The sequence below is a fragment of the Gordonia sp. AC31 genome (assembly GCF_031844505.1).
Lineage (GTDB): Bacteria > Actinomycetota > Actinomycetes > Mycobacteriales > Mycobacteriaceae > Gordonia > Gordonia hongkongensis.
Genome location: NZ_JAUZVK010000014.1, coordinates 25,595 through 38,126, shown reverse-complemented (window position 1 = coordinate 38,126; position 12,532 = coordinate 25,595). Strand labels below are relative to the sequence as shown.

The 12,532-nt window shown below is 69.6% G+C and carries 13 protein-coding genes; 10 read left to right on the top strand and 3 right to left on the bottom strand.

What is annotated here, in order from left to right:
- Positions 1 to 46: 46 nt before the first annotated feature.
- From hemL to ccsB, 6 genes are read left to right on the top strand one after another with little or no spacing between them, the layout of a single operon-like run.
- The gene (gene hemL / locus Q9R39_RS16800) at positions 47 to 1,396 is read left to right on the top strand and encodes a glutamate-1-semialdehyde 2,1-aminomutase (protein ID WP_078113018.1); all 1,350 of its coding nucleotides are present in this window, start codon (positions 47 to 49) and stop codon (positions 1,394 to 1,396) included.
- Complete coding sequence (locus tag Q9R39_RS16795; protein ID WP_058252659.1) at positions 1,396 to 2,022, top strand: histidine phosphatase family protein; 627 nt, start codon at positions 1,396 to 1,398, stop codon at positions 2,020 to 2,022. The genes hemL and Q9R39_RS16795 overlap by 1 nt, the downstream gene beginning before the upstream one ends.
- A 15-nt stretch (positions 2,023 to 2,037) precedes the next feature.
- On the top strand, positions 2,038 to 2,631 hold the full coding sequence (locus Q9R39_RS16790) for a TlpA disulfide reductase family protein (protein WP_247451513.1): 594 nt from the start codon (positions 2,038 to 2,040) through the stop codon (positions 2,629 to 2,631).
- Positions 2,631 to 3,473: a cytochrome c biogenesis CcdA family protein gene (locus Q9R39_RS16785; protein ID WP_247451515.1), complete on the top strand. Its 843-nt coding sequence runs from the start codon at positions 2,631 to 2,633 to the stop codon at positions 3,471 to 3,473. Before Q9R39_RS16790 ends, Q9R39_RS16785 begins: the two co-directional genes overlap by 1 nt.
- Before the next feature lie 11 nt (positions 3,474 to 3,484).
- Positions 3,485 to 5,242, top strand: a complete 1,758-nt coding sequence (locus Q9R39_RS16780) for a cytochrome c biogenesis protein ResB (RefSeq protein ID WP_311277816.1) — start codon at positions 3,485 to 3,487, stop codon at positions 5,240 to 5,242.
- Between the two features lie 20 nt (positions 5,243 to 5,262).
- On the top strand, positions 5,263 to 6,282 hold the full coding sequence (gene ccsB, locus Q9R39_RS16775) for a c-type cytochrome biogenesis protein CcsB (RefSeq protein WP_311277815.1): 1,020 nt from the start codon (positions 5,263 to 5,265) through the stop codon (positions 6,280 to 6,282).
- A 36-nt stretch (positions 6,283 to 6,318) separates the two neighbouring features.
- On the opposite strand, the gene Q9R39_RS16770 is transcribed toward ccsB, so the two are convergent.
- The 3 genes from Q9R39_RS16770 to Q9R39_RS16760 form a co-directional block, all read right to left on the bottom strand.
- Positions 6,319 to 6,795, bottom strand: coding sequence for a helix-turn-helix domain-containing protein (locus tag Q9R39_RS16770; protein WP_058252664.1), 477 nt, complete (start codon positions 6,793 to 6,795; stop codon positions 6,319 to 6,321).
- A 123-nt stretch (positions 6,796 to 6,918) separates the two neighbouring features.
- Complete coding sequence (locus tag Q9R39_RS16765) at positions 6,919 to 7,137, bottom strand: hypothetical protein (protein WP_058252665.1); 219 nt, start codon at positions 7,135 to 7,137, stop codon at positions 6,919 to 6,921.
- Positions 7,138 to 7,273: 136 nt separating this feature from the next.
- Entirely contained in the window at positions 7,274 to 7,498 is a 225-nt protein-coding gene (locus Q9R39_RS16760; RefSeq protein WP_058252666.1) for a BldC family transcriptional regulator, read from the bottom strand.
- A gap of 190 nt (positions 7,499 to 7,688) precedes the next feature.
- Between Q9R39_RS16760 and Q9R39_RS16755 the strand changes: the two genes are divergently transcribed.
- From Q9R39_RS16755 to Q9R39_RS16740, 4 genes are read left to right on the top strand one after another with little or no spacing between them, the layout of a single operon-like run.
- Positions 7,689 to 8,066 (top strand): DUF4229 domain-containing protein, encoded by a 378-nt coding sequence (locus Q9R39_RS16755; protein ID WP_396275676.1) that lies wholly within the window; start codon positions 7,689 to 7,691, stop codon positions 8,064 to 8,066.
- 12 nt (positions 8,067 to 8,078) lie between these two features.
- Positions 8,079 to 9,212: a PLP-dependent cysteine synthase family protein gene (locus tag Q9R39_RS16750; RefSeq protein WP_058252668.1), complete on the top strand. Its 1,134-nt coding sequence runs from the start codon at positions 8,079 to 8,081 to the stop codon at positions 9,210 to 9,212.
- A 45-nt stretch (positions 9,213 to 9,257) separates the two neighbouring features.
- Positions 9,258 to 9,959, top strand: a complete 702-nt coding sequence (locus Q9R39_RS16745; protein WP_159371825.1) for an ABC transporter ATP-binding protein — start codon at positions 9,258 to 9,260, stop codon at positions 9,957 to 9,959.
- On the top strand, positions 9,959 to 12,523 hold the full coding sequence (locus Q9R39_RS16740; protein WP_277242492.1) for an FtsX-like permease family protein: 2,565 nt from the start codon (positions 9,959 to 9,961) through the stop codon (positions 12,521 to 12,523). The genes Q9R39_RS16745 and Q9R39_RS16740 overlap by 1 nt, the downstream gene beginning before the upstream one ends.
- Positions 12,524 to 12,532: the final 9 nt, after the last annotated feature.

Sequence of the window (12,532 nt, the reverse complement as noted above, 5' to 3'; positions counted from 1 at the left end):
CAGCGAGGATTTGGGTCACCCGGTGCCGTTTGGAACACTGTAGGCCGTGACCCCTTCCGCTGCTGCCACGCCCGCTCCCGGCACGGCCGCCTCCGCCGCGCTGTTCACCCGCGCGACCCAGGCCATCCCGGGCGGCGTCAACTCCCCGGTGCGCGCGTTCTCCGCGGTCGGCGGGACCCCTCGCTTCATCGCCTCGGCGTCCGGATGCCGGCTGACCGACGCCGATGGCAACGACTACGTCGACCTCGTGAGCTCCTGGGGCCCGATGATCCTGGGGCACGCGCACCCGGCCGTCGTCGAGGCGGTGCGTGAGGCGGCCACCGGCGGCCTGTCGTTCGGCGCCCCGACCGAGGCCGAGATCGAACTCGCCGAGGAGATCATCGGCCGCGTCGACCCCGTCGAGCGCGTCCGGCTGGTGAACTCCGGCACCGAGGCGACGATGTCGGCGATCCGGCTGGCCCGCGGGTACACGGGCCGGTCCAAGATCATCAAGTTCGCCGGCTGCTACCACGGTCACGTCGACGCACTGCTGGCCGCGGCCGGCTCCGGCGTCGCCACGCTCGGCCTGCCGACGAGCCCCGGCGTCACCGGTGCGTCGGCGCACGACACCCTCGTGCTGCCCTACAACGACCTCACCGCCGTCGCCGACGCCTTCGCCGAGTTCGGCGACGACATCGCCGCCGTCATCACCGAGGCGGCGGCGGGGAACATGGGTGCGGTCGCGCCGGTGGAGGGCTTCAACGCCGGACTCCGCGACCTGACACGCCGCCACGGCGCGCTGCTGATCATGGACGAGGTCATGACCGGGTTCCGGGTGAGCCCGAGTGGCTGGTACGGACTCGAGGGCGTGGCCGGTGACCTCTACACCTTCGGCAAGGTCATGAGCGGGGGACTGCCCGCGGCGGCGTTCGGTGGCCGCGCGGATGTCATGGAACGTCTCGCGCCGACCGGGCCGGTGTACCAGGCGGGCACGCTGTCGGGGAATCCCGTCGCCGTCGCCGCCGGCCTCGCGACCCTGCGCAACGCCGATGTCGAGGTCTACCGCACGCTCGACGCCAACGCCGACCGCCTCGCGACCCTGCTGCACGAGGCCCTGTCGGCGGCGGGGGTGGCCCACCGCGTGCAGAAGGCGGGCAGCCTCCTGAGTGTGTTCTTCACTACCGATCCGGAGATCCCGATCTTCGACTACGACGGCGTCGCCGCCACCGAGACCTGGCGGTTTGCGCCGTTCTTCCACGCTCTGCTCGAACGCGGCGTGTACGCGCCGCCGAGCGCCTACGAAGCCTGGTTTGTGTCCGCGGCGCTCGACGAGGATGCTTTCTCGCAGATCGCCGATGCGCTGCCCGCGGCAGCGCAGGCGGCCGCGACCGCAGCCACCCCGGGGGACAACGCCTGATGCACACGATCGTCCACATGATGCGCCACGGAGAGGTCGACAACCCCGACGGCATCCTGTACGGCCGTCTCCCCGGCTTCCGCCTCTCCGGCGACGGCCAGGCGCAGGCCCGTAAGGTCGCCGACACCCTCGCCGACCACGACGTCAAGGCCGTGTTCGCCTCGCCGCTGCAGCGCGCGCAGGAGACCGCCACCCCGATCGCCGCCGCGCACGGCGTCCCGATCCTCACCAACGACGACCTCATCGAGGCGGACAACGTCTTCGAGGGTCTCAAGGTCTCCGTCGGCGACGGCGCGCTGAGCAAGCCCCGGCACTGGCCCAAACTCCGCGACCCGTTCACGCCGTCGTGGGGCGAGCCCTACATCCAGCTCGCGCACCGCATGCTGGCCGCGGCGAACAAGGCCCGCGACGCCGCCCGCGGTCACGAAGCCGTCTGCGTCAGCCACCAGCTGCCCGTGTACACGTTGCGCCGGTTCCTCGAAGGTCAGCGCCTCTGGCACGACCCGCGTCGCCGCCAGTGCTCGCTGGCCTCGCTGACCAGCCTCATCTACGACGACGACGCCCTCGTCGACATCATCTACTCCGAGCCGGCCGGGTCCTCGGACCCACTGGCCACCGGTGCGTGAAGAAAGCCTGACGTAGTGCGCAAGTTCCTCCTGCCGACGATGTTGTCGGCCCTGATCCTGCTGGTCGCCGGATGCAGCACCGGCGACGACGCGGTCGCGCAGGGGAACACCTTCCAGTTCGTGTCACCGGGCGGGCAGACCGTCATCACCTACGCGCCCGACGAGCGCAAGCCGATCGCCGAACTCGCCGGCGAGGACCTCGTCACCGAGCAGCCGCTGTCGCTGTCCGACGAGCGGTTCGCGGACAAGGTCGTCGTCGTCAACGTGTGGGGTTCATGGTGCGGACCCTGCCGCGGTGAGGCCGACGACCTCGAGCGCGTCTACGAACGCAATCGCGCCGACGGGGTGGAATTCCTCGGGATCAACCTGCGCGACGACCGCGAGTCGGCCAAGGACTTCGTCATCGACCGCAAGGTCGGATTCCCGTCGATCTACGACTTCCCGGGGATGTCGCTGGCCGCTCTGACCACGCCCACCTCGGTGGTGCCGACGACGATCGTCCTCGATCGTGAGCACCGGCCGGCGGCGGTGTTCCTCAAGGCGGTCTCCGACAACGAGCTCGACGAGGTCGTCAAGCGCGTCGCGGCCGAGCCGGCGGGGTCGGTGTGATGGACCCGACCACCTTGGATCCGACCACCTTGGACCCCACCACCCTGGTGCTCGCGTCCTCGATCGGCGACACCTTCGCCGACACCGTCTCCAGCGGACCGCTGCTGCTCGCCTTCGCCGCCTGCCTGCTCGCCGGGCTCGTGTCCTTCGCCTCCCCGTGCGTCGTGCCCCTCGTCCCGGGCTACCTGTCCTACCTCGCGGGTCTCGTCGGGGCCGAGGCGCCCGCGGTGAAGGTGGGGGAGAGCGCCAAGAGCGGCCGGTCGCGGGTCGCGCTGGCCGCCGGCCTGTTCGTCCTCGGCTTCACCGTCGTCTTCGTCGCCGCCACCGCCACCGTCCTCGGCGTGACCAGTACCTTCGTGTTGAATCGCGAACTGCTGCAACGCATCGGCGGGGTCGTGACCATCGCCATGGGCCTGGTGTTCATCGGCCTCATCCCGGCGTTGCAGCGCGAGGTCCGCTTCGAACCGCGGCGGGTCTCCAACATCGTCGGGGCGCCGCTGCTCGGGGCGGTCTTCGCACTCGGCTGGACGCCGTGCCTCGGGCCGACCCTGGCCGCGGTGATCGCGACCGTCAGCGGGACCGAGGGGTCGACGGCGGCCAAGGGCGTGACCCTCATCGTCGCGTACTGCCTCGGCCTGGGCCTGCCCTTCGTGATCCTGGCCTTCTCCTCGGCCTGGGCCCTGCGCAGTCTCGGCTGGCTCCGCCGGAACGCCCGCACGATCCAGGTGATCGGGGGCGTCCTGCTGATCGGGGTCGGCGTCGCCCTCCTGACCGGCTGGTGGGACCAGTTCATCGTCTGGGTCCAGGTCCGCTTCGTCACCGACACCCAACTACCGATCTGAGTGCTGTCCTGATGACCGATGTGACCGACCGCCCGCAGGTGGACACCCCCGAGCCGGCCCCGAAGCCCCACTGGGCCCGCCGCCGGGTGCTGTGGCCGCTGCGCAACCTGTGGCGTTCGCTGACCTCGATGCGGACCGCGCTGATCCTGCTGTTCCTGCTCGCCCTCGCCGCGATCCCGGGTGCCCTGCTCCCGCAGCGCGAGCTCAACGAGCAGAAGACCCTGGAGTACATCGCCGCCCGCGGTCAGCTCGGCGTGTGGATGGACCGCCTGCAGCTCTTCGACGTCTTCTCCAGCGCCTGGTTCACCGCGATCTACGTCCTGCTCTTCATCTCCCTCGTCGGCTGCCTGACGCCGCGCATGGTCGAGCACTTCCACAGCCTGCGCGCGAAACCCGTTGCCGCACCACGCAACCTGTCGCGCTTGCCGCGGCACGTGACCCACACCGTCGACGGGGATCCGGAGACGGTCGCCCGACGGATCGACGGCCGGTTGCGCGGGTGGCGTCGCGAGGTCGTGGTCCGCGAGCCGAGCAAGGCGTATCCGGACGGGTGCGTCGAGGTCTCCGCGGAGAAGGGCTATCTGCGCGAGTTCGGCAACCTGGTGTTCCACTTCGCGCTGCTGGCGCTGCTGGTGTCGATCGCGCTGGGCAAGATGTACGGCTACGAGGGCACCCGCAGCCTCGTCGCCGACGGCGAACAGGGACTGTGCAACACCTCGACCGCGGTCTACGACTCGTTCCGCGCCGGCAACCTGGTCGACGGCACCGACCTGTCGCCGTTCTGCTTCCGCGTCGACGACTTCTCGGCGACCTTCCTGCCCAGCGGTCAGCCCGACATGTACGACGCCACCATCCGGTACGCCGCGGGCGGTGACGGCAGCGTGGGCAACCTCGGCGATCCCGCCGGCTGGGACACCGCGTCGGTGCGCGTCAACGAACCGCTTCGCGTCGCGGGCGACCGGGTCTACGTCCTCGGCAACGGTTTCGCGCCGATGTTCACGGTGACCTTCCCCAACGGGGAGAAGCGCACCCAGACCACCCCGTTCGTGCCGGACGAGCTCCAGACGATGCTCTCGTCGGGCGCGGCACGCTTCGACACCCCGGCGGGCCTGTACCCCGACGCCGACGACCGCCGGAAGAACCAGATCGCGCTGGAGGGCCTGTTCGCGCCCACCGCGTCGTTCCACGGCTCGCTGCTGACGTCGTCGTCGCCGACCCCCGACGACCCCTTCGTCGCGATCCGGATCTTCAAGGGCGACACCGGTCTCGACACCGGCAGACCGCAGAACGTCTACTCGCTCGATCAGGACCTCATCGAACAGGGCCGCCTCCAACGTCAGGCGCAGGTCAACCTCGCGGTCGGCCAGAGCCACACCCTCGCCGACGGCACGACGGTGACCTTCGACGGCTACGAGCGGTGGGTGTCGGTGCAGGTCTCGCACGACCCCGCCCAGATCTGGGTGCTGGTGAGCTCGATCGTCATGCTCGGCGGCCTGCTGGTGTCGCTGCTGATCCGCCGCCGCCGCATCTGGGCCCGCCTGGTCCCGGTGCCGGCCGCGAGCGCTCGTGCCGACGGCGATGGCCAGGACACCGGTGGCCCGGACACTGATGGCCCGGACAGTGGGCAACGACGTACTGTAGTAGAAATCGCCGGGCTGGCGCGTACCGATCAGGCCGGTTGGGGTGAGGGCTTCGACGAGCAGGCGGCCGAGCTGGTGGCCGACGACGCCGACGGACCTGCCTCGCGGCGGACGACCCGGCGGCTCTAGCGGCCGGCGAAAGGAAGCACATGAACACCGACGCTCCGGCGATGCCGATCGACGAGACTCTCGCGCGGTACTCGGACCTGCTCTACGGCACGGCCATGACGGTCTACGTCGTCGCGGTCATCTTGTTCCTGGGCGCCCTCGCCGCGGTCCGCGGCCGACGCCTCGAGCAGAAGCAGCTGGTCAACGCCGGGGTGAACGGAACCGACACGCGGGTGCCCGGGCGGGTCGACGAGTCGTCGCGCCGGACCCTGGGCGAGAAGCTCGGCAACATGGCGCTCCCGGTCGTCGTCGTCGGCCTCGCCGCGCACATCGGTTCGATCGTGCTCCGTGGCATCGCGACCGACCGTGCGCCCTGGGGCAACATGTACGAGTTCATCTCCATGACGTGTGCCGCGGGCGTGCTCGCCGCCCTGATCATCTTGCGCAAGCGCGAGCACCGGCCGCTGCTCTCGTTCGTGCTGTTGCCCGTCATCCTGCTGATGTTCATCGCCGGCCGCTGGCTCTACACCCAGGCCGCACCCGTCGTCCCGGCCCTGAAGTCCTACTGGCTCGCCGTGCACGTCTCGATCATCTCGGTGTCCTCGGGGATCCTGCTGGTGTCCGGTGTGGCGAGCATCCTCTACCTGGTCAAGATGCGGTGGGCTCCGACCTCGTCCGACGACTCCGCCACAACCGCGACCCGTCCGGGTCTGGGCGGCGCGGTCCGTCGGGTCGTCGAGCATCTGCCGTCCGTCGAGCAGCTCGACCGCCTGGCCTACAAGTGCGTCGTGATCGGCTTCCCGCTCTTCGGCCTCGGGGTGATCTGCGGTGCCATCTGGGCCGAGGCAGCCTGGGGCCGGTTCTGGGGCTGGGACCCCAAGGAGACGGTGTCCTTCATCGCCTGGGTGATCTACGCGGCCTACCTGCACGCACGCGCGACGGCGGGCTGGCGCAGCAATGCCGCGGCCTGGATCAACGTCGCCGGATTCGTGGCGATGCTGTTCAACCTGTTCATCATCAACCTGGTCGTCTCGGGACTGCACTCCTACGCCGGTCTGTGAGGAACGCCCGGTCGTGAGGCGCGCCGGCGGAACCCGTCAGCCGGACGCCTCGCTCGGGGAGTTCTCCTCGGCCCGCTTGGCGATCGCCTGGGCTTTGACCAGTTTGAGCAGGTCGATGAGTGCGTCGATGGTGTCCGGGCACAGCGAACCCATGTCGATCCCGGACAGGTGACTCCCGGTGACCTGGAGCATCTCGACGTAATTCTGTTGCTGCCGAACGCGTTCGAGATCTTCGTCGGGGTTGGACAGGAAGTAGGTGACGCTGACGTCGAAGGCGCGGGCGATGGCCTCGACGGTGCGGAACGACGGCGTGCGGGCCTTGCCGGTGCGTAGCTGGGAGATGTACGCGTCGGACAGCGAGTAGCCGAGACGGTTGGCCTTCTCGGCGATCTTCTTGCCGGTATATCGGATGCCGTTCTCGTCACGGCTGTGTTCGAAGAGGTATCCGATCTTCTCGGCGAAGCTCAGGTCGTCATCGGTCGACGCCCCTCGCGGAGATCGTCCCGGGTTCAACGGCGCCTTCTCTCGGTCCGGCCATCGGGGAGTCGATGGTGAAGTGGACAATACCCTACCCACGGGTATGTTCCGCAGAGACGTTCTGAACCTGGTCTCAGCTTTTCGGCCGCGCGTCACGCCTCAGATCTCATCACCGTCGGTGCCGTTGGTGCCGCGGGTGCGATTGTCCAGGTCGCGCAGGAAATCGGGGTCGTCGTCGGGGCCGAGCGGGCCGCGGGGACGGGATCGACGCGGGCCGGGCGAAGGGGTGTCGCCGGACTCGTCGGAGTGGGGCCCGAAGGCGCGCCACATGAGGAAACCGATGGCCAGCAGACCCAGAACGGCGAACAGATAGATCATGACAACCTCCCGACGACCAGCGTACGTGAGACGCCTGAGAGGTCAGGGCGAAAGCCGACCTGACCCGCACTTCTCCACTGATCGGATGAGGTCCGGCCGGGCGTCGGGTCGTCGGGAGAACTACAGGGCCGCCGGGTCAGTGGGCGCGGCGGTTGAGCAAGGCTACGACGTCCTCCTCGCGGAAGCGTCGGTGGCCGCCTGGGGTGCGGATCGAGCCGAGGATGCCGGAGCTCGCCCAGCGGGCGACCGTCTTGGGATTCACGTTGAACATCGCGGCGACCTGGCCGGGGGTCAACGTGTGCTGGCTGGCCAGTCCCGGGGTGATGTAGGTCGTGGGCGGTGCGGTCTCGATGCTGGTCATGATTCCCCCTGTGCGTGTTGGAGTGCTCGGTCGGTGCGCCGAGATGGCGAAGCGGCTCTGCACGGTGGTGGACGAGTTCCTTATGAATACACGCAAATCGCCCAGGTACTCGAACCGTCAGTGGGAGGTAAAGAGCATGCAAAGGCCCGCGACCTGCGGGAGCGCCGAGACCGCCCAGTACGCTGAGGGGGTGAGTGAAACGCCCGACCCCACCCCCGGCAAGAAGGCCACGCCCGACGCGGCCACCCGCGAGACCACGGCCGGCGACGCCACGCCGCAGGCGAGTGGACGCCCGATGACCCTGGCGTTCGCCCTGTTCGCATACACGTTCGCGCGTCTGCTGCTCGTCACCGCGGTCGTGGTGATCATCATGGTCGGCGGCAACCTGGTCGGCGTCGAGGTGCCGTTCCTCGTGGCGGCGGTGTTCGGGGTGCTGATCGCGCTCCCGCTCGGCATGGTCCTGTTCAAGACCCTGCGTCTGAAGGTCAACAGCGAGATCGCGGCACTGGAGGCCGGTCGCCGTTCCAAGCACGACGACCTGCAGGCCCGGCTCCGCGGCGAGAAGTGAGTTCGGCGACCCGTGGAACCCACGCGAGTCGTCGACCGTCGCGCTGATCGGGCCTGGACCCGGAACGCCGTCCGCCTCATCGAGGCCGACGGCCGGCGCAGTGCCGACACCCATCTCCTCCGCGTCGCGCTGCCCGCATGGTCCCGTTGGACCGTCGCCGACGGCGACACGAGCCGCGAGGTCGGCGTGGACCTCTATGTCAAGGACGAGTCGACCCATCCGACGGGGTCGCTGAAGCACCGGCTCGCGCGCTCGCTGTTCCTCTATGCGCTGTGCAACGGGTGGGTCGTCGAGGGCACGCCGGTGATCGAGGCGTCGTCGGGGTCGACGGCGGTGAGCGAGGCCTACTTCGCCGAGCTGATCGGCGTCCCGTTCATCGCGGTGATGGCACGGAGCACGTCCCCGGCGAAGACGGCACTCATCGAACGCCACGGCGGGCGGTGTCATTTCGTCGAGCACCCCGGTGAGGTCTATGCCGAGGCGTTGCGTCTCGAGTCCGAACTCGGTGGCCACTTCATCGACCAGTTCACGATGGCCGAACGGGCCACCGATTGGCGCGGCAACAACAACATCGCCGAGTCGATCTTCGCCCAGCTGGCCGAGGAGGAACACCCGATCCCCACCTGGATCGTCGTGGGGGCGGGTACCGGCGGTACATCGGCGACCCTCGGACGGTATGTGCGCTACCGGCGCCACGACACCTGGCTGGCCGTCGTCGACCCGGAGAACTCGGTGTTCCTGCCGGCCTACGCGTCGGCGGACGGCACGCTGACCGCCCAGACCGGCTCGCGCATCGAGGGCATCGGCCGGCCGCGGGTCGAGCCGTCGTTCATCTCGCAGGTCATCGACCGCATGATCGGGGTGCCCGATGCGGCGTCGATCGCGACCGCGCGGCGCGTGAGCGACCTCCTGGGTCGTCGGGTCGGTGGCTCCACCGGCACCAACATGTGGGGGGCCTTCTCGCTCGTCGCCGAGATGGTCGCCGCGCGCACGCCCGGCAGCATCGTCACCCTGTTGTGTGACTCGGGTGACCGGTACGCGACGACCTACTTCGACGACGACTGGCTCGCCGCCGGTTCGTTCGACCTCGGCCCCGCCGAGACGGTGCTCGACCAGTTCCTCGCCACCGGTCGCTGGACCGCCTGAGACCCGGGCCGGTCGCCGCGGGTGGGTTACGATCCGGGAGTGTCGATGGAACCCGGGCGGACGCCCGGCACCGGAAGTGCCCTGGTGGAAGCGGTCGATCTGGTGCGCGAGTACCAGATGGGCGAGGAACGGGTTCGCGCCCTCGACGGTCTGAACCTGTCCATCGACGGCGGTCAGTTCGTCTCGGTGGTCGGCCCGTCGGGAGCGGGCAAGAGCACCCTGCTGCACGTACTCGGAGCTCTCGACACCCCGACGTCGGGCCGGATCAGCATCGACGGCGTCGACCTCGGGGCGCTCGACGACACCGCCGCCTCCGAGTTCCGGCGCAACCGCGTCGGGTTCATCTTCCAGTTCTTCAACCTCGTGCCGACGATGTCGGCGTGGGAGAACGTCGCGCTGCCGCGACTGCTCGACAACCAGTCGCTCCGCAAGGCGAAACCCCGTGCCGTGGAACTGCTTGCGCGGGTCGGACTCGGCGATCGAATCGACCATCGGCCCTCGGAGCTGTCCGGCGGCCAGATGCAGCGGGTCGCGATCGCCCGCTCGCTCATCATGGACCCGACGATCCTGCTCGCCGACGAACCGACCGGCAACCTGGACTCCAAGACGGGTGAGGCGGTACTCGAACTGCTCTCCGAGGTCGCCCACGACACCCCCGACCGGCTGGTGGTGATGGTGACCCATGACCCGAAGGCCGCTGCGGTCGCCGACACCACCATCACGGTCCGCGACGGGAAGATCGCCTAGTGGCGGGACGGGGTTCTCGGGCAGCCGCCGTCGCCGCCGGTCTGACCCGCATCCGCCTGCTGAACCTGCGCGAGATCCGTACCCACCGGCTGCGCCTGCTCACCTCGCTGGCGGTGGTGGTCGTGTCGTCGGCGTTGCTGATCGCGGTGCTCGGCACCTACGGGTCGGCGTCGGAATCGGTGCGGGACTTCAACAATGCGGTGTCGGGGGTCGCCGACATCGAGGTCGCCGGCATCACCGACACCGGCGTCGACGAGTCGCTGGCCGGCGAGATCCGTCGCGACGTCGATGCGGCGGCGGCCGTCGTGCCGATGATCCGCGGGTCGGTCGTCGTCGATGGATCGGCCGTGCCGCTGCTCGGCTCCGATCAGCGCGTCACCCAGCTCTCGGGCAGTCTGCGCGGCGCCCTGCAACAGGGGCAGGCCTGGACCGGTCCGGGGACCGTCGACCTGGACCGACTGCGCACCGGCGTGTTCGTCGGCCCGGGACTCGGGCTCGACCGCGGAGACCGATTGACCGTCAACGGGATCGAGGTCGAGGTCCTCGAGGTCGTCGACAACGAACAGGCCGCCGGTCTCAACAACGGCCGCTTTCTCTTCGCCTACGTCGACCTCGCGCAGCGGCTCGTCGGACTCGAGGGCCGGCTCGACTCGATCCTCATCGTGACCGAGCCCGGCGCCGATCTGTCCGCCGTGCGCTCGCAGGTGCAGGGCATCGTGGACGGCCGCGCGGTGGTGGTCGATCCGGACTTCCGCGCCAAGCAGGCCGAGGTCGCGAGTTCGGTGACCCGCGATGCGACCCTGCTGGTCTCGCTCGTGTCGCTGGTGATCGCCGCCTTCCTGGTGTTCAACACGATGAACATGGCGGTGGCGTCGCGGCGGAGGTCGCTGGCGATGATCCGGGCGTTGGGGGCCAAGCGGTCTCACCTCGTCGGGGACATGCTCGGCGAGGCCGCGCTGATGGGTCTCGTCGGCGGCGTACTCGGCATCCCCCTCGGAATCCTGGCCGGGCGGGCGGTGATCAGCAGCCTGCCCGAACCCCCGGCCGATTCCGTCGGCACCGTCATCAACTACCACCTGCCCGGATACGCGCCCGCGGCGGCGGTGATCGCCTGCGTGGTCGCGTGTGTCGCGGCGACGACGCTGGCCGCGCGGGCGGTGTTCGCGGTCTCGCCGGTGGAGGCGATGGCTCCGGTCGAGGTGTCGGACTCCGCCGCGCGGCGTGGTCCCGCGGTGGTGATCGCCGCGGTGCTCGGGGTCGCCGGCCTGATCGCGTCGTGGGTGGTCGTGGCAACCGTGCCGGGCCGCCCGGCCATCGTCGCCGGCGTCTTCTATCTGGTCGGCGCACTGCTGCTGTGCTTCGCGCTGTCGAAACCATTGGCCTGGGCGGTGGTTCGGGTGGCCTGCTGGTTCGGTGGCCCCGGACAGCTCGCCTCGGTGAACAGCGAGCGCGCCCCGCGGCGCGCGTGGGCCACGCTGATGACGGTCGCGGTGGCCATCGCGGTCGGCATGGGGACGTCGGGAGCACTGGACAACCTCGTCTCGTCGATGTCGAAATCGCTCGACGGACTGGGGGATCCGGACTTCTACGTGTCGTCGACGTCGGCCGCGAGCCTGCCCCTGGGGCCGATCCTGCCGCCCTCGGTGGTCGAACGCGTCGCGGCGGTTCCCGGGGTCACCGAGGTCGTCGGTGGTCAGTGGGCCGCGGTCAACATCGGCGAGAGCAAGGCGAATGTGCAAGGGCTAGAGCCCGGTTCGCGCGCACCGTTCATGCGCAAGGCGTCGCCGGAGGCGGTGGCGAGCGTCCTCGCCGGCGACGGCATCCTGATGTCGAACGTCCTGGCCCGCGCATTGGGCGTGGGCACGGGCGACACGGTGGAACTCGCGACCCCCAACGGTCCGCGGCAGACGGTCGTACGCGACACCGTCGACTATGTCTCCCTCGACTCCGGTGTGGCGGCCATGTCGCAGGAGTTGCTGGGGGAGTGGTTCGATCGCGACGGCGACACCTACCTGCAGGTGATCACCGCGCCCGATGCCGACCCGGAACAGGTCCGCCGGGACCTCGAGGCGCTCGTCGACGGTGTCCCGACGACGGGCAACAAGCCCATCAGTGTCTACAGCGGTGCCGAGGCCCTCGCGGCCACCCAGGCCACCGTCGAGCAGGCGGGCGCGTTCGCGGTCGCCATCCAGTGGATCGTCGCCGGTGCGGCCGCGATCGCGCTGCTCAACACGCTGTTGCTGTCAGTCCTCGAACGACGCCGTGAGCTAGGCGTCCTGCGGGCGATGGGGGCCTCCCGCCGGTTCGTCTCGCGGACAGTGCTCGCCGAGGCGGGAGCGGTCGCCCTGGTCGGGTCGGTCCTCGGCGTCGTCCTCGGTGCCGCCATGCATCTGCTCAGCAACCAGATCCTGACCATCACGACGTCCCTGACGGTGCTGTACTCGCCACGGCCGTCGGCCCTGCTCTTCGTGACCATCGCCGTGGCCCTCTGCCTGATCGGTGCCTTCGTCCCCGCGGTCCGCGCCGGGCGGATGAACATCAGCGAGTCGATCCAGAACGAGTAGTCCCGTCGT